23 protein-coding genes are annotated in these 17,330 nt (G+C 38.5%); 21 read left to right on the forward strand and 2 right to left on the reverse strand.

The window, feature by feature from the left end; genetic code table 11:
• Positions 1–41: 41 nt before the first annotated feature.
• Both nirD and nirB read right to left on the reverse strand, forming a co-directional pair.
• Positions 42–368 carry a nitrite reductase small subunit NirD gene (gene nirD, locus H9647_RS01365; RefSeq protein ID WP_191797480.1) on the reverse strand — a complete coding sequence of 109 codons (327 nt, stop codon included), beginning with the start codon at positions 366–368 and terminating at the stop codon, positions 42–44.
• Between the two features lie 28 nt (positions 369–396).
• Entirely contained in the window at positions 397–2,826 is a 2,430-nt protein-coding gene (gene nirB / locus H9647_RS01370; protein WP_191797482.1) for a nitrite reductase large subunit NirB, read from the reverse strand.
• A gap of 386 nt (positions 2,827–3,212) precedes the next feature.
• Here nirB and H9647_RS01375 point away from each other — a divergent pair, with 386 nt between their 5' ends.
• The 21 genes from H9647_RS01375 to H9647_RS01475 all read left to right on the forward strand — a co-directional run bounded on the left by H9647_RS01375 (position 3,213) and on the right by H9647_RS01475 (position 17,280).
• Complete coding sequence (locus H9647_RS01375) at positions 3,213–3,758, forward strand: GNAT family N-acetyltransferase (RefSeq protein WP_191797484.1); 546 nt, start codon at positions 3,213–3,215, stop codon at positions 3,756–3,758.
• Positions 3,759–3,792: 34 nt separating this feature from the next.
• Positions 3,793–4,356 carry a hypothetical protein gene (locus H9647_RS01380; RefSeq protein WP_191797486.1) on the forward strand — a complete coding sequence of 188 codons (564 nt, stop codon included), beginning with the start codon at positions 3,793–3,795 and terminating at the stop codon, positions 4,354–4,356.
• A gap of 210 nt (positions 4,357–4,566) precedes the next feature.
• Positions 4,567–5,250, forward strand: coding sequence for a class I SAM-dependent methyltransferase (locus H9647_RS01385; RefSeq protein ID WP_191797488.1), 684 nt, complete (start codon positions 4,567–4,569; stop codon positions 5,248–5,250).
• Positions 5,251–5,283: 33 nt separating this feature from the next.
• A complete protein-coding gene (locus H9647_RS01390; RefSeq protein ID WP_191797490.1) occupies positions 5,284–5,880 on the forward strand; it encodes a DJ-1/PfpI family protein in 597 nt (198 codons plus the stop codon).
• A gap of 547 nt (positions 5,881–6,427) precedes the next feature.
• Positions 6,428–6,826 (forward strand): hypothetical protein, encoded by a 399-nt coding sequence (locus H9647_RS01395; RefSeq protein WP_191797492.1) that lies wholly within the window; start codon positions 6,428–6,430, stop codon positions 6,824–6,826.
• 194 nt (positions 6,827–7,020) lie between these two features.
• Positions 7,021–7,440, forward strand: a complete 420-nt coding sequence (locus tag H9647_RS01400; protein ID WP_191797494.1) for a cytidine deaminase — start codon at positions 7,021–7,023, stop codon at positions 7,438–7,440.
• 362 nt (positions 7,441–7,802) lie between these two features.
• A complete protein-coding gene (locus tag H9647_RS01405; RefSeq protein ID WP_191797496.1) occupies positions 7,803–8,048 on the forward strand; it encodes an HAD family hydrolase in 246 nt (81 codons plus the stop codon).
• 51 nt (positions 8,049–8,099) lie between these two features.
• On the forward strand, positions 8,100–8,720 hold the full coding sequence (gene yqeK / locus H9647_RS01410) for a bis(5'-nucleosyl)-tetraphosphatase (symmetrical) YqeK (RefSeq protein WP_318245239.1): 621 nt from the start codon (positions 8,100–8,102) through the stop codon (positions 8,718–8,720).
• Positions 8,721–8,758: 38 nt separating this feature from the next.
• The gene (locus H9647_RS01415; RefSeq protein ID WP_191797498.1) at positions 8,759–9,670 is read left to right on the forward strand and encodes a PhzF family phenazine biosynthesis isomerase; all 912 of its coding nucleotides are present in this window, start codon (positions 8,759–8,761) and stop codon (positions 9,668–9,670) included.
• Complete coding sequence (locus tag H9647_RS01420) at positions 9,670–10,674, forward strand: phosphotransferase (protein ID WP_318245240.1); 1,005 nt, start codon at positions 9,670–9,672, stop codon at positions 10,672–10,674. The genes H9647_RS01415 and H9647_RS01420 overlap by 1 nt, the downstream gene beginning before the upstream one ends.
• Positions 10,675–10,703: 29 nt before the next feature.
• Positions 10,704–11,330: a histidine phosphatase family protein gene (locus H9647_RS01425; RefSeq protein WP_191797500.1), complete on the forward strand. Its 627-nt coding sequence runs from the start codon at positions 10,704–10,706 to the stop codon at positions 11,328–11,330.
• A complete protein-coding gene (locus H9647_RS01430) occupies positions 11,327–11,851 on the forward strand; it encodes a DNA topology modulation protein (protein WP_191797502.1) in 525 nt (174 codons plus the stop codon). The genes H9647_RS01425 and H9647_RS01430 overlap by 4 nt, the downstream gene beginning before the upstream one ends.
• Positions 11,848–12,378, forward strand: a complete 531-nt coding sequence (locus H9647_RS01435; RefSeq protein ID WP_191797504.1) for a hypothetical protein — start codon at positions 11,848–11,850, stop codon at positions 12,376–12,378. The genes H9647_RS01430 and H9647_RS01435 overlap by 4 nt, the downstream gene beginning before the upstream one ends.
• A gap of 28 nt (positions 12,379–12,406) precedes the next feature.
• On the forward strand, positions 12,407–13,021 hold the full coding sequence (locus H9647_RS01440; protein ID WP_191797506.1) for a M24 family metallopeptidase: 615 nt from the start codon (positions 12,407–12,409) through the stop codon (positions 13,019–13,021).
• A gap of 51 nt (positions 13,022–13,072) precedes the next feature.
• Positions 13,073–13,432: a DUF3139 domain-containing protein gene (locus tag H9647_RS01445; RefSeq protein ID WP_191797508.1), complete on the forward strand. Its 360-nt coding sequence runs from the start codon at positions 13,073–13,075 to the stop codon at positions 13,430–13,432.
• A gap of 14 nt (positions 13,433–13,446) precedes the next feature.
• Positions 13,447–13,842, forward strand: a complete 396-nt coding sequence (locus tag H9647_RS01450) for a GNAT family N-acetyltransferase (protein WP_191797510.1) — start codon at positions 13,447–13,449, stop codon at positions 13,840–13,842.
• A 161-nt stretch (positions 13,843–14,003) separates the two neighbouring features.
• Positions 14,004–14,789 (forward strand): alpha/beta hydrolase, encoded by a 786-nt coding sequence (locus H9647_RS01455; RefSeq protein ID WP_191797512.1) that lies wholly within the window; start codon positions 14,004–14,006, stop codon positions 14,787–14,789.
• Positions 14,790–14,835: 46 nt separating this feature from the next.
• Positions 14,836–15,309 carry a DUF1572 family protein gene (locus H9647_RS01460; RefSeq protein ID WP_191797514.1) on the forward strand — a complete coding sequence of 158 codons (474 nt, stop codon included), beginning with the start codon at positions 14,836–14,838 and terminating at the stop codon, positions 15,307–15,309.
• A 173-nt stretch (positions 15,310–15,482) separates the two neighbouring features.
• A complete protein-coding gene (locus H9647_RS01465; protein WP_191797516.1) occupies positions 15,483–16,118 on the forward strand; it encodes a hypothetical protein in 636 nt (211 codons plus the stop codon).
• A gap of 36 nt (positions 16,119–16,154) precedes the next feature.
• Positions 16,155–16,841, forward strand: coding sequence for a zinc dependent phospholipase C family protein (locus H9647_RS01470; protein WP_191797518.1), 687 nt, complete (start codon positions 16,155–16,157; stop codon positions 16,839–16,841).
• Entirely contained in the window at positions 16,825–17,280 is a 456-nt protein-coding gene (locus tag H9647_RS01475; RefSeq protein ID WP_191797520.1) for a RidA family protein, read from the forward strand. The genes H9647_RS01470 and H9647_RS01475 overlap by 17 nt, the downstream gene beginning before the upstream one ends.
• Positions 17,281–17,330: the final 50 nt, after the last annotated feature.

Below are 17,330 nucleotides of genomic sequence, written 5' to 3' on the forward strand. Positions count from 1 at the left end.
TACGAATAACGATTAGGTAATAGTGTTTATATCACCAAATTTTACCTCATTGTAACATATATTTTATTTTCTTCTACAAGAACGGGGAACGTGCGAACTTGACCTTCGTCCGGTGCTTGAACGCATCCATCTCGCATATCAATTTTCCAATCATACAAAGGGTCATACACATAGTGTCCAGAGACAATCCCTTCGTTCAAAGGTCCGCCTTTGGGATGAGGATTGCGATCCTCGAGTGCATAGATCTGTTCAGCAGTTTTAAATATAGCAAGACTCTGCCCCTCAATCACAACCGTTCTTCCTACACGTTCTAAAAATTCATCTGTCGTCCCGATATAAACTGACTTTTCGGTGATCGTATTAGACATCTATGAACACTCCTTTATGCAATGTAGATTAAGATTTCGCAACGACTACTTTTTCAAATAAGGTTTCTTTCAGTTTTTGATCTTTCAATACTTTTTGCCATGGATCTTCCGTACGGCTTAGTGCAATATCCATTCGTTCAGCAAGCTGTTTCCGTTGTTCAACATCTGCTACCGTGTTACGTTGAATGAGATCTAGTCCCACACGTTCTACCCAATCCGAAGTACGCTCTAAATATTTAGCTGTTTCTCTGTAGAATTGAAGTACAGCAGCACTGATTTCGATTAGTTCTTCATCTGTTTTTACTTTGCATAGCAGATCAGCAAGTCTTGCTTTAATACCGCCGTTACCGCCTACATAAATTTCCCAGCCACCGTCATTACCGACGATACCAATATCTTTTGTACAAGATTCTGCACAGTTACGTGGACAACCGTTCACTGCAAATTTGACTTTGGCAGGGAAGTCGATACGTTCAAATTTACGTTCAATCAGATCACCAATATGGAGGGAATCCTGTGTACCAAAACGGCAATAAGCAGAGCCGACACAAGTCTTAACGGTACGCAGGGATTTCGCATAAGCATAACCAGATGGCATATTTAGCTCTTCCCACACTTTAGGCAGATCTTCTTTTTTCACACCCATCATGCCGATCCGTTGACCGCCTGTCATTTTCACAAGAGGCAGATTATATTTAATCGATACATCAGCAATCTTTTTCAAATCTTGAGGTGTTGTCATACCGCCATACATCCGAGGAACAACGGTATAAGTTCCGTCTTTTTGAATATTCGCGTTCATACGCTCATTAACAAAGCGAGAAGCAGGTTCATCTTGATATGTGGTTGGCCACAGCATACCGAGATAGTAGTTCAGAGCAGGGCGGCACTTCGAGCATCCTTCTGGTTGACTCCATTCCAGGGCTTTCGTTACTTCTGCGACAGTATGAAGATTTTGCTGTTTAATTGCCTCAACAATCTCATCTCTCGACATCGTGGTGCAGCCGCAAATACCTTCTTTAACTTCTGCATCAAATCCATTTCCTAGGACAAGCTGCATTACTTGTTCTACCAGCGGTTTACATCCGCCGCAAGAGCGGGATGCGCCTGTTTTCATTTTCACTTGATCAAGAGTGGTTAGACCGTCAATAGTAACGGCATCGACAATCATTTTTTTCGTTACACCATTACAGCCGCAGACGATATCTTCATCAGTCAGTTCCGCTGCTACGTTCGCTTTGGATCCGCCGCCGCAGCATCCGCCTGTACCTGTTAATTCTGCATACAATTCTTCCGTCATGAGTTCGCCTTTTTTAACGAACCGCTCAAGTCGGGAAGAGTCATCAATGTCCCCAAATAGAACAGCACCAACGATCACATTGTCCAGCATTACAATCTTTTTATACGTACCTTTCCATCCGTCATGCATCGTGATGGTTGTATGTTGTTTTTCTTCCATAAAAGTACCGGTTGAGAATACATCAACGCCCGAAATTTTAAGCTTCGTTGAGCAGATCGATCCTTCGTATGGCTTCGTTTCCACGCCCGCAAGGGACTTTGCAAGTACCGCACCTTGCTCGAATAATGGTGCTACGAGACCGTAGCATGTGCCGCGGTGTTCCGTACATTCACCGACTGCGAATACATCAGGTACAGAAGTCTGCATGTAATCATCAACAACAATACCGCGATTTACTTCGATTCCACTATTGCTTGCAAGTTCAGTATTTGGACGAATACCAACAGACATAACGACTAACTCCGCTTCGAGCTCAGTACCATCTGTAAAAGTAAGGCCAGTAACACGAGTATCCCCTTTCAAAGCAGAGGTCTGTTTACCTAATGCGAATTTAATACCTTGGCTTTCCAGTTCTTTTTCGAGCATTTTAGCTGCAGTTACATCAAGTTGACGTTCCATGAGATAATCAGGCAGATGAACAACAGTTACATCCATGCCTAGCTGAACAAGTCCTTTCGCTGCTTCCAGGCCTAACAATCCACCGCCGATTACAGCGGCTTTTTTATACTTCGATGCTGCTGCAATCATCGTCTCACAGTCTTCAATATCGCGGAAGCCAATGACCCCTTCGAGATCAGAACCCGGAATAGGGAGGATAAATGGATTCGAGCCTGTCGCGATAATAAGGCGATCATAGTCAACTACCGTTCCATCATCCATTTGAACTGTTTTTTGTTCAGTATTAATTTTTGTGCCACGTTTACCTGTAATCAGGTGAATGCCGGCCGATTCATACCATGCACGATCATTAATTACAATATCATCAATCGTCTTGCTTCCCTCTAATACATAAGAAAGCATGATACGATTATAGTTAGGGTGGGGCTCAGCTCCAATTACCGTAATGCTGTATTGATCTGTAAGTTTAAGAAGCTGTTCAATTGTGTTCATGCCAGCCATTCCGTTACCAACAACAACAAGCTTTTGTTTTTGAGTCATAGTTAGTTCCTCCTCGTTGATTCCACTGATATCCTGCTAAGTTCTCTGTCTAATTCATTATCTTTTTATTGGAAGTGAGGTAAAAAAAGTATGTGAGTTTTTTCACATAAATATTTAAAAAAAAGGGTGTTTTATATCCTAGCACCTATTCACTGTTAATAAATATCTTCTTTATGTATCCAATAATAAACAATATAAATAATACATATTGTGAGAAAGGTCACAATATGTATTTATTTTTTGAGGGAATAGTGGACGTGGTGAAACGTAGCATTATTCTTAGTTTTCATATTTTAGCAGTAAGGGGTAGCATCATTTTACAACGGGATGTATATTTATGGGATAAACATCTATCAATTTCCATACATCTGACTTAGGAGGTTTCTATGAAAGAACTACCGACTATTCGATTAGATAGACTTTACTTGCGACCATTTCGTCAAGAGGATGCCGAGCAGGTTCAAGAATTAGCAGGCGATAAGTATATCGCTGAGACAACATTATATATCCCGCATCCCTACGAGGATGGAATGGCAAAGGCTTGGATCGATACACATACCGAACATTTTAATGAAGAAAGATCACTTACTTTAGCTATTGTACATAAAGAGGAATCTTACTTGATTGGCGCGATAACGATTGGATGCAATAAGAATTTTGATCATGGGGAGCTCGCCTACTGGATTGGAAAAAAGTATAAGAGTAATGGTTATTGTACAGAAGCTGCTAAAGGGATCGTGCTTTATGCATTTGAAGAAATGAAATTGAACCGAATCTATGCTCGTCATTTAGCGAGAAATCCTGCATCAGGTAAAGTTATGCAAAAGATTGGTATGAAATATGAAGGATTACTAAGACAGCATGTTAAAAAATGGGGCGAATATGAAGACATTGTGTGCTATGGACTGTTGAAAGACGAATATGTTAATTGAAACGACTCGTGAGTGTTAAGGAGGGAATGCAGCGATGAGGATAAGAATCGGGCTTACCTTCATGATATTTATTCTGGGATTACTGATGGGATGCGACGGAGAAACCGTAAACGGAAATCAGGTGACACAGGAGGATGAAACATCCCAAACGGAAGAAGTGCTGGGCAATAGAAAAGAAGAAACTGCTGTTCCTTATAAACGACAGATCTACACTAAAACTGGTTCGGATTTCTCTTGGGAATGGAGCGCGAAGAATCTACCCGAGGAAATAATAGATCAATATGAGAATTATGTAAATTCCGTACCTGGTGGATTTGTGATACAAGAAACCCCCTCCGAGTATTTTATATGTGTAAGTTTTGGAAGGAAGGAATCCGTAACGAAGGGATTTAAGATTAATTCTTTAGCTATGCACGATATAGATTCAGATAGAAGCTTTCTAAGGATTCACGCCATCCCTGTATCTGACGAAGATGTGATGGATAAGGATGTGCAGGGAGAAGTCACTATAAGAGCTCTGATCAGTGTGGCAAAGAAAGATTTACCTGGGGGAATTGGTATCAATGAGATGATCTTGAGTGTTGAAGAGGAAAAATAGTAATTTGCATGAGAGGAAATCCAATGACAAACATCATTTTAATCGAGCCTATTTGTGTGGGGAAATCGACATTTTGTAGAGCATGACTCCAATGAGAAGTTAGCGAAACATATTATTTATACGAAAAATCAAACTCCCGAAGAAACGATGAGAGAAATTATGAGTTATACATCTGTAATCTAATAGAAAGATAATAATGGAGGGATTTTATTGGGAATTGAATGGTATGACATGATCGCGAGACGAAATGGCGGTTATAAAGGAAGAGCGGAATGTACAGTCGAAGGTCGTTCTGCGGAAGACATTTTTGAAGAACGTTTAATTGATTTAATTCCAAACTATCATTCTGTCCTGGATGCAGGCTGTGGTCATGGGGAATTTACGTTAAAGATGTCCAAGTACGCGAATAACATCATTGGATTTGATAATTCTCAAGAACTCTTCAAGATTGCACAAACTTTATTACAAAACAGTTCAGTTCAAAACGTTGACTTTGTTTACGCTACAACTAAATCTGAAATGCCTTTTGAAGATGGTCAATTTGATCTAATCTATGACCGTAGGGGACCGACATCCATTATTAATCATAGTAGATTACTAAGACCGGGTGGAATGATATTTGGGATTCATACGAATGTTGACAAGGTAAAAGTAAGATTGATAGAAAATGGTTATGAAGAAATCGAAATTGAAGAATATAACCACTCTGTTACTTATTTTCCGAATGAACAAGAGTTTGCTAAGTTTCTATCCGACATACCTGGTAATCCAGACTTTACAAATTCAGAATTAAAAGAAGAACTTGAGAAGAAATTAAATGGAAATATCATTAACGGAAGAATTGGCGTTAGAGAACATAAATTCATTTGGAGAGCGATCAAGCCTGGTTCATGATTTGATAATTCATATATTTAGGAGCTGATCTTGGTGACAAGAAAAAGAAATGTAGCCGTACTGCTGTATGAACATGTCGATGGCTTAGATTTTTGCGGAGCATTTGATGTATTTGCCACCGCAAGCGATTGGGGGAAAGACTTTTATACGTATACTGTCAGCGAGAAGTCGGAGTTAATAAATACGATAAGTTCTTTTACCGTTGCTCCTAAATATAATTTTAGTGATTGTCCGAAGCCCGATATTTTAGTTGTTCCTGGCGGTATAGGGGCTAGGACTGAAATGAACAATTTAGAACTGACATCGTGGATTAGGCGTACTTCGGAAAATTCAGAAATTGTATTATCCATATGTACAGGTGTCCTATTGCTAGCAAAGGCGAATTTATTAAGTGGACTTAAAGTAACAACGAATCAGCGGGCTATGGACTTGTTAGTACAAGTGGCACCTAAGGATTGTGAAATCTTGAGAGATGTTAGATATGTAGACAATGGTAAGATCGTGATGTCCGCAGGCGTTACGGCTGGAATGGATGCTTCTTTGCATGTGGTCTCCAAATTATTAGGTGAAGAGCGAGCTGTAGAAACTGCTTCAAGATTAGAGTATCGATGGAATCGGGAACTTCTGTAGTCAGGTTATTGAGAATTCATTTATTCGCCGCATGAAATCCAAAGTAACATACTAAAGAAATAACAGAAACATAAGTGATCGCTCTAACATACGTAAATACGTCATTCAGGTGGATCTCAAAAAGATATAAAAACTCAGTATCATTTTGAGTTCCAATAAATACAGCATCATTGATAAGTAAGATATTGATTATTACGGACAGAGCGAAAACAAGTAAAGAAAGTTTTGATAAATATCGTCCATCTTCACTTTTCACAATAAATAAGACGGAGAACAGAATACAGAAGATTAAAAGAGCTAAGAGCATATGATATCCCTACATTTCATCAATATATTTTGTGTGTTTTTTGGCGACTTGAATTGGTTCTATGAGGTTCATTCGAAATCGAAAGTTTCTTTAATATAGTAACACATCGAACACAAATTTTCTTATTTAGCAAAATGACCCATTTTATTAGGTGGATGAATTATATTAACGCTGGAACTATCTCGATCCTATAAAGCACGAAAGTGTTAGAAAGTAGAGCTGACTATGAAAAAAATATTCATGGTATTTATTTTTCTCGTTATATTGCTGACAGGTTGTCAGAATCAAGATGCTGCAAATATGACTTGGGGAAATAAACACTCGATCAGCATAGAAGACATTAGCGGAGTTGATTTTCAGATGGGAGACGGCACAGTTATAACCCTACCACAAGAAGAAATGGTTCGTTATCTGAATGCAATAAGCAGCGGGATATCTGATAAAGGACAGCTTGATATACGTCCAGCGGACTATGCGGCAGAACTAACATTAAAGAACGGGGAAAAAAGGGAATTGTCTGTGTGGATATCTGATGGATCAAATCTATTTACGGATCATGAGGATACAGGGCATTATATATTAGACGAGAAGGCCAAAGCGACGATGATGGAGATTTTAAACGAGAAAGAAGAGCGATGAACTCGGATGGAGCGGAGGTAGATCTATCATGAATAGGCATTAAAGGGGTCATCGGTGACCCTGTATTCGACGTTCCGCGGTTTATATGAAACGAATTTGATGTTCAAGCCCACAGGAGTACTTGAATCATATAAGAATTGCTTTTTTTGCTGAAAAAATAATGGAATGCGGTATTTAGAATAGGAGTGTAATCGATGAGTTCATTAACGAATGAAGACATACAGCTGATTGATGCTGCGAAAAAAACAATAAAAGAATTATATAAAGAGGGAAAACACCATGTGGGAGCAGCGATAAGAACGAAAACCGGTATGACTTATTCAGCCGTTCATTTAGAGGCCTATATCGGAAGAGTGTCCGTATGTGCTGAAGTTGTTGTATTAGGAAAAGCAATTTCAGAGGGGGAATGCGATTTTGATACGATTGTAGCAGTAAGACATCCCGATCTAACTGAAGAGGTACAAGAAATAGAAGTCGTTTCTCCTTGCGGGATCTGCAGAGAATTGATAAGTGATTATGGACCGGAGATAAATGTAATTTTAAAGAAAGAAAATCAGTACATAAAAGTAAAAGTTAGTGAATTGCTTCCGGAGAAATATACAAGAGGAGAATAGGATAGCATGAGCACCCATATCAACTGATTCTTGATGCAGCCGGAGTACTTATCACCAATCTTTCTCCGACATTCTGGTATGAGATTGCGGAAAAAGCGGATATCCCGCATGAACATTTACGAGCTCAATATAAACAGGAAATTCGTGAATCTTTATGGTCTGGGAAGATAAGCGAAGAGGAGTTTTGGCAATGGCTCAAGATACAGTGTCCTTCGATAGAAATCGAAGAAGCAAAACGGATACTATTCAAACATCTCGGGTATTTACCCGCTTTTAATTATATCCCAACCTGGAGTAAGTTAACTGACATTCATATCCTTAGCAATCACCGGGCAGAATGGATCGAACCGTTATTTAGACCCATGTTACCCTATATAAAGAGTCTCACAATCTCGAGTGAAGTTGGACTGTGTAAACCTGACCCTAAAATATACGAGTTTGTTCATAAGAAACTGAATCCAAATGGACATGTATGGTATATAGATGATCAAGAAAAAAACCTAAAACCCGCACAAGAAAGGTTATGGAACACCTATATTGCAGATCAGAACGGAAACTGGATTGAGCATGTAAATGGATTATTAGGACTTAGGGGAGGATTCATATGAACAATGGCAGTATTTCATGTGGAGGCGTACCTTTTGTAAGGGGGGAACTCAGTGAATCCTATTTTTATGGAATATACTAGGGACTTGGTTTTATCAGGAGATTTAAAAGAGGACATTACTTCTTTTTTTAAACTCAATCATGATATAAGAACATTGCAGCATACACTTGAGGTTGCTGAGGAAGCGGAACGAATTGCCAAGCTATATGGCCTGGAATCAGAAAAAATGGTATGTGCCGCATTTTTACATGATATCAGCAATGTAGTTCCAGTCTCCTCAATGATTCAAATTTCGAAAACGCTGTCAATTGAAGTTCTAGAGCAAGAGCTCACGTATGACCGAAGCGTGCATCAAAAACTATCAAGGTATATGGCTGAAGATATTTTTGGAATAACGGATGACGAGATATTAGGAGCCATTGAAAGTCATACCACCCATAAGCCACATGCGAATATGACGGATAAGATCTTGTTTGTCTCGGATAAAATCTCATGGAAGTTACCGGGTGAACACTTGTATTTACAAGAAATGAGAAGCAAGGTAGATCGATTGGAAATTGATGAGGCCATTCTAATTTATCTGAATTACATTTGGGGACAAAGGGATAAGCTGAAGCTCGTTCATCCTTGGTTGATCTCAGCTAGAGAAGAGCTTATTGCAGATACCCTATGAGAGATAATTGATAGAGTAATAGGAAGAAGGTGTTCCATATGAGATACAGAAAAGTGCTGCATTATGATGCTTTTTCCTCTAAACCTAATAAAGGTAATCCAGCAGGGGTTGTACTGAATGCAGATGATTTAGATGAGGAATCAATGCAATCTATTGCAAGATCGGTAGGTTTTAATGAAACGGTCTTTGTGCTGAGATCCGAGAAGGCAGATGTAAGATTGAGGTATTTCACTCCGGGACACGAGATTAATTTATGTGGACATGCGACCATCGCTGCTATGTATTGTTTAAAGACTTTAGGGATTCTTGACGTGGATCAAAATGAGATTGGAGTTGAAACTAATGTTGGAGTGTTACCTATCTTTTTTGAAACAAGAGATGGCGAACATTTTATTACAATGAAGCAAGACAAACCTCGGTTTACTCCGTTTCAGGGTTCTATATCGAAGCTTGCTGAAAGTATCGGGATTACCGAAGAAGAAATTGACGCCACAATGCCGATTGTATTTGGAAGTACGGGGACATGGACCTTGTTACTACCTATCAAAAATGTACATAGTTTCTCTAAAATGAAGCCCACTAATTCTATGTTTCCTGAGATTCTTACCCAAAATTCAAAAGCATCCATTCATCCGTTCAGCTTGGAAACGGTAGATGAGAATGCTTTTATGCATGCAAGACATTTTTCCTCTCCCTATTCAGGAACGATTGAAGATGCTATAACGGGAACAGCTTCCGGAGTTATGGGTGCTTATTATCTAACTTACCTAAACCAAAATGTTTCTGAAGTGAATTTTCTTGTTGAGCAAGGGCAAGAAGTAGGGCGAGAGGGAAGTGTATGGGTAACCGTTAACCGTGGTGAGCAGAATATGGACGTATATGTGTCAGGGACAGGCGTCTATGTCAGAGAATTCGAAGTGTCGTATGCCTTAGCGGAGGAGAGAGTATAGTGAATGATTCCTATCATATTCAGTTTGAAAAATTGTGCTGTACATGTAACTTGGGAGAAATAACGAAAGCACCGGTGAAAGTATCAGGCGGGCTATTACACCGGATGTTTGCCATCGAAACGACAAAAGGAAAGTACGCGGTAAAAGCATTGAATCCGCAAATTATGGAAAGACCAACAGCACTTCCTAATTATATTAGAGCCGAAAAAGTAGCTGTTATTGCCTCTACACGTTTGCCTGCTCTTCCGGCGATGATCATAGAAGGCGAATTTATTCAGAAGATAGATCATCAGTACTATCTTATTTTTGAATGGATCGAAGGAAATCCTTTGAAACCTGATGAAATAGATGTGTCTCATTGTAAGAAGATAGGGGCTATTCTCAGTGATATCCACAATACGGATTTTTCTCAAATAGAGAATCATATGGTCCTGGATCAAATGAAAGAAATAGATTGGGGATTTTATTTAGAAGAAGGAAAAAAAGCCGGCTCTGTTTGGGTGAGTCTATTACGTGATACGGTTAACCAACTATACATCTGGACTGAGAAAACAAAACAATCCCCTATGAAGTTATCATCTGATATGGTTATTAGTCACCGAGATTTAGAACCAAAAAACGTCATGTGGAGTCAAGGGAACCCCATCATTATAGACTGGGAGTCCGCGGGAGCTATCCATCCGAAGCATGATGTAGTGGAGACCGCGCTATATTGGTCTGTAAATGAAACAGGAGGTATAAATAGAGAGAAATTAAATGCTTTTGTGAATAGTTATTTTCAGAAACAGAGCGGAGAAGTAGAAACAGATTGGGGAATGGTGCTGTCTCTTGGTTTTCAGGGCAAGTTAGAGTGGCTCGAATATAGCCTTAAACGCTCATTAAACATAGAAAGCACTGACGCGAATGATCAAGAACAAGGCACAGCCGAGGTGACAGGTACCATCATGGCACTAAAAGCCTATGAAGATCTGATTCCAACTCTAGAGACTTGGCTTAATAGGTAAACATTTAATAATGACATGAGGTGAGGTAAATGGGGACTACATTTTTTCTAGTAAGGCATGGAATAAAGGAAAAAGCCATAGGTGATGTTCCAATCACTCCACAAGGTATCATCCAAGCACAATCTACTGCTGAGCATGTTAGTAAGATACCGATCCATGCAATCATCTCTAGTCCGCTTCGAAGAGCTATAGAAACAGCGGAGTATATTGCTGCTAAAACAAACGTAGAGATCATCGTAGATGACCGTTTACGGGAGCGTGCGAACTGGGGAGATCTACCGGAACAGACATTTGAGGAATTTATTCAGATGTGGGATAAATGTACTCGGGAACCCGACTATATTCCTCCGATAGGTGATTCTGTGAAATCCGCTTGTAAAAGAATGTCCTCCTTATTAACGAGTCTAGCAGAAGAATATCCTTCTGGAAGTAATATTATCATTGTTACCCATGGAGGATTGATTACTGATTATATTGTGAATACATTTTCAGAGGATGTGCTCCATCATTTTCATCCCCAGTTTGTTGCGGAACAAAGCAGTTTAGTATCTGAATGTTCGATTACTACACTTACTTTTGATGGTCAGAATTATACGATTGATTGTTTTGCCTCAATAGAACATTTAATGAATGAACAAGAGGAAAATAAAAAATGAAAATTATGGTCATTGGTTCAAGCGGTTCCGGGAAGTCAACATTTTCGCGTGAACTTGGGGAGATATTGAATGTACCTGTGTACCATCTAGATCTCTACTACTGGAAGCCAGGTTGGATCGAAACACCTAGAACTGAATGGGATGATGTTAACTACCAATTGGTTGCGAAAGATCAGTGGATCATTGATGGACACTATGGAAGAACACTGGATATACGGTTACAAGCAGCAGACGTTATTATATTTTTCGATATATCACCTGTGATCACGACATACCGAGTAATAAAACGCAGAGTACAATATCATGGCAAGACAAGACCTGATTTAAATGAAGGTTGTCCGGAGTCGATTGACTGGCCGTTTATTAAGTATGGTTGGAATTTCAGGAAAGATAAAAGACCGAATATATTAAAAAAGCTAGAGGAATATACAGATAAGAAAATCATCATTATCAAACGCCCTGGCGAAGCCCGAAGGTTATTAAATAAGATCAGAACAGATGGAGATGGTACACGCATATGAACTACTCGTTGTATCATTATTTTGATAGAAAAACTGGACCATTTAGGAACCTTTCAAGTTTACCTCTGCAAAAAGCGATAGATATTTCTAAACAGATTAATAAAGAAGGAAAGACATTTGCGAGTCAAAGGTCTCTTGATTATATCGAGATTAGAAGAGAACTTGAAATGCTTGCAAGAGAACAATTTATTGCTAAAGGCGGCAAACCAATAAACTCCTTCCCTCATTACATGACATTAGGAGCGTGTGATTGGCTTAAGTCATGGTACATCAATCCGGATTGGATTGTACTACATTGGGATGATTTCATAGAGTCATCTATTAGTTTTACATACGGTGATCTTTTCCCAACCATGCGAGTTAAAGATGATAAACCCTATCGAGGACAAGTCTACACGAAGCAGGAAATTATTGAAGTGATCAACGAATATGGAATGCCCCAGGATTGGAATAAACAAGGGGATAAAGGGCCGGAAAGATATATTGAAGTTCAGATCTGGGATGATGATGTAATTAAGAGATATTAATAACATTACTTTTACGAAGGAGTATCCTATGAATGCACAGGAACTAGCCATACAAGCGTGTAAAATCTCTAGAGAATATCTCAAACCAGGTATTTCTGAAAAGCAATTTGCAGATATTTGTGAAAAAACAATGCATTCCCTAGGAGCAGAAGATGTATGGTATCCCATGCTTGTCAATTTCAATACTAATTCAAGATTTTGCACCCGGGCAAACCACTTACCCTCTGATGATGTTTATTTATTGAAGGATGACATTGTATTGATCGATTTTAGTCCGAAGGTAAACGGTTATTGGGGAGATTATTCAGAAACCATCGTGATTGGTGAAAATGAAGCATATTCCCGTCTTGCTGCAGACGCAAAGTTTATTTTCGAACAGACCTTTGATTACGCAAAAAGATGTAATACCATCGGAGAATTATTCACCTTTTGTGACAGCTTAATAGGATCAATGGGCTATCAATTACTAGATCCAAGTGGAAATATTGGACATTCCATTGAGGACGAGAACAACCATGCAAAGAGGATATTTATAAGTCCCGATAATCGAAACACATTACTTAAAGGAAAAAGTTGGGCTATCGAACCTCATATAGGTAAAGGGCAATATGGGGCAAAGTTCGAAGACGTAATAGACTGTTGATTAATCATAATCATAGCAGCTAGGGACTTTAGACAATATAAAATAAAGGATATGGTTGAGATCAAAAAAAGACGAGTGTTACTTATTTTTATGGCGATTATCATCATTACAGTTGTCATAACGCCTGTCATATACGTGCAGGTAAACAAATACAAATATGCGGATAGAGTAACTAATTATCTATTGGAAGAAGAGAAATATAGCAGAGAAGAAATAGAATCTGTAAAAGGGGTTTGGGGAAAGAAGTTACCTTCTTTTTATACACTCGTGATCTTTAAGGATGAACCTTATGTGGAATATGTGTACTTTGCTCATAGTGAAATCATACAATTTGACTACCGATTGACTGAAGAGGGTGAGGAAAAAGGAGTTGCGAAATCGAAGCTGAAACATTATGTACCCCACAATTAGAGGAGGGTGTTCCCATGATTATTTACTCAGAGGAAAAAGTACAAGATGCGAGTGATGTAGCACAAGTATTTAAGAATTCCGGAATAAAACGCCCTTATGAAGACTACGAACGAATACAAAGAATGATAGATAACGCAGATATATTAATTACGGCTTGGACTAACGGGAAAATGATCGGAGTTGCAAGAGCGATAACGGATTGTTCGTATTGCTGTTATTTATCTGATCTAGCAGTAGATTCAGCCTACCAAAAGGATGGAATTGGAACAGAACTGGTCCATCGTGTACAAGCTCAAATTGGAGAGGAGTGTTCTTTGGTACTTCTTTCTGCACCAGAAGCAGTAGAGTATTACCCTCGATTAGGATTTGAAAAAGCAGATAAAGCATTTGTAATGAAAAGAAAGAAATAAACAGAGATCAAGCATATAGACTATAACAATAAGGAATTTGTGTTTGAAGATATTGACCTAAGATGGATTGCAGTTGGCAAGAAACAACAATGAAGATAGGGAAATCAACTGAAGAGTAGTAAGTTTCTATGTTGGCGTATGAAGCTGAGAGAGGTGGACTAATGAAACATTTTACTTTTGATATTCCTGTAGAGAAAAGAGTCTATAAAAAGGCACATCGGGACTTACATTTGTACATTAGCAAACCGGAATCAGAAGGGGAAAATAGACCGGCTTTATTATTTTTTAATGGTGGGAGTTTTAAGAAAAATCCAATAACTCCAGATCAATTTCAGCATCAAGCTAAACACTTTTCAAGTAAAGGGATTGTAAGTATTTGCGTTGATTATCGGAATGGATCGGATGATAATTTCACCCCTGTACAAGCGATCTGTGATGTGAAGTCTAGCATTCGGTGGGTCAAGGATCATCACCTAGAGTTAGGGATAGATCCGAATCGTATCATTGTGTGCGGTGCATCGGCGGGCGGATATATTACCGTTTCGGCTTTCATGTTCCCGGAAATCGATGATGAAATGAATAATACAACCGATTATAACGTGAGCGAGCTGATTATTTTTGCGGCGGGTATGGATGCTGTAGATATTACAACTCGGCTCTTTCCTGACTTGGTGCCTATGTCGCAAACTTTCTCGCCTAAGCATCATATCAAGCGTTGTTTACCGCGAACCCTGTGGATGTGTGGGACTGGGGATGTTCTATATGAAGAGAATAAAGAATTCATTCAACAGATGAAGGAAGCCGGGAATGATATACGGTTTTTGACCTATGATAGTATGGAGCATGGATTTTTTAATTATGGAAGGCATGAGAACTTGTATTTTGAAAAAACAACAAAAGATATGGAGAACTACCTAAAAGAAATGCATTATATAATAGAAGATTAAAGGCATTTCCTCTACATAATATCTAATAAAGAAAAGAGGGTGTTATATGATCTATCAGTTCAATCGAGAATGGCTTGTTAAGAAATTTCAGGAGATACAGAGAAGGATTCTCCTTGTCATGGAACAACTCAGTGAGGAACAATTGAATTGGAAGCCGAATGAGCAGAGTCATCGTATTGCTAATTTAGTACTTCATATCGAAGGTAATATAAAAGAAAGAATCGCCAAGGGAATATTGCACCAGAATATAGTCCGAGATCGAGAAGCTGAATTCTCAGCTGTATTTATTTCAAAAGCCGAGTTAACTGCCATAGTAGAAGGGAATTTTAACTTTTTAATTGATATCGTGAGTAAACTGACAGATAGGGAATTAGAGCAAACGCAATTAGTCAGGAATAAGGAACGAACAAATATAGACATTTTGCATCAGTGCGCAGCTCATTATTCCGAGCATATGGGACAGATCTTCTACATTGCGAAGCTTTGCCTAAATGAAAGCTATAAATCAACTTCGATATAACGAAAGAAGGCACAATTTAATATCAATATCGTAAGCAGGGAAGCGAGAACTAGATTTTCGCGGAGCTGCTTTTTTATTTCTAAAATATGGAGCGAATTAGCTGAAGATAAATTCTTCCATATGGTTTAAAATACAAAATAAGGAATTTGGAAAAAGGAGGGAAACCAAAACTTATGGCTACTGTAGGATTACTTGGAATGATTCATGATGAAGAGTTGAGACAGAAATATCATTGTACATTACCGCTTTACAAAGAGACAATATTAGAATTTGCCCCGGATTTGATCTGTGGAGAAGTTCATCCACTTAGTTGGAAGAGATACCTGGAAGATAACACGGATAAGGGATATTGGGGAGAGCCGGCAAGTGAATACTGGGATCTGATTTTTCCATTATGTGAAGAAAAACAAATCGAATTTGTTCCGATTGATTGGTTTGAACTAGATGTATGGAATAATTTTGGCCCTTTTGTAGATTTCCCCGAAGATCAAAAGAATGTCTATGAATTAATGGAGAAAGATTGGTCTACAGAGCAGTTGCAAACGTCCCTGTATGGAGAGATTCCATTTAACTCCAAAGAATTTGATGTGATAACGAAACAGAAATATGAATGGCTAAAGGGTCTTAATGAAAGATCATATCAACTCAGGTGGCATATTCGTAATCAAATTATGGTTGAGAGAGTAAGAAATACCTACGAGAAATATCCGAACAAAAGAATTTTATGTACGGTAGGAGCAGATCATAACTACTTTTTTGAAGAAGAATTAAAGAAGGACCCTATTGAATTTATTTATCCGATTCGTTAATAAGCGGGGAACAAATAAGATGGTGGAGGCATAATCATGGCGACTTGGGTTACTCATTTTAGGATTGCTGAGAGATTAATAGACTTGGGGTTACCTGTATGTAAAGAAGAATTCGTAGTCGGGAATATTGGTCCGGATTGTGGAATTTACCGTGAGGGCGCAGGATTCATTCCTCCAAAGGAAATAACTCATTTTCAAATCGATAGAAAAATAGACGCAGACTTATTTTATAATCAGTACCTTCTTCATAACGAGAAAGATATCCATACGAAAAAGGTGTCTTTTTATCTGGGCTATTATCTTCATTTAGTGACCGATCAGGAGTGGAACAAATGTTACCAAGCTAAAAAGAAAGAACCATTATATCAAAATATCCTAGAATCACCTGAATATTGGAGTTTAATTAAAGGGGATTGGTATGGCATCGACTTTCAGTATTTGAAAAACAACAAAGATCATATCTTTTGGACCACATTTCAAAATATTACCGACTTTCCGAATTATTTAGAATTTTTCCCTAAAGGACAAGTGGATGAACAGATCAGGGGGATCACATCGTTTTATTTGGAAAATACAATTCCGAATGATCATCATTTTATATATCTCACACAAAGTGAAGTAGATGAATTCGTGGAGCATACGGTATCTAGAATTATTGAAATACTAGAACCACGTATCGATAAAATGAGGATTAGGAGAGATAATTATGACACAATCCATTGAAATAAAGTTAAAAGAGATGAATATAACTTTGCCAGCTTCAAGTAACCCGGCTGCTCAGTATACAAATTATGTTATTGTTAATGGAGTCATGTTTGTCTCTGGTAAAGGACCATCTGGTCAGCCGAGAGGTAAACTCGGCTCTACATACACAACTCAAGAAGGATATGAGTTCGCTAGAACAACAGGAATTGAGATTTTAGCTGTACTGAAAGATGCACTAGGTAGTTTAGACAAAGTGAAGCGTGTTGTAAAGATTCAAGGCTTTGTGAATGCAGAACCTGGCTTTGAAGAGCACCATAAAGTGTTAAATGGGACATCTGATCTCATGTATAAGGTTTTTGGAGAAAAAGGAGTTCACGCAAGATCCGTATTAGGGGCTGTATCGGTAAGAGATAATCTTCCCATCATTGTGGATTCTATATTTGAAGTGGAAGAATAGACAACTATGAAGTTTTGGAAAACGCTATCACACCTATGAATATTAGAGAT

This window comes from Paenibacillus gallinarum (assembly GCF_014836635.1).
Lineage (GTDB): Bacteria > Bacillota > Bacilli > Paenibacillales > Paenibacillaceae > Paenibacillus > Paenibacillus gallinarum.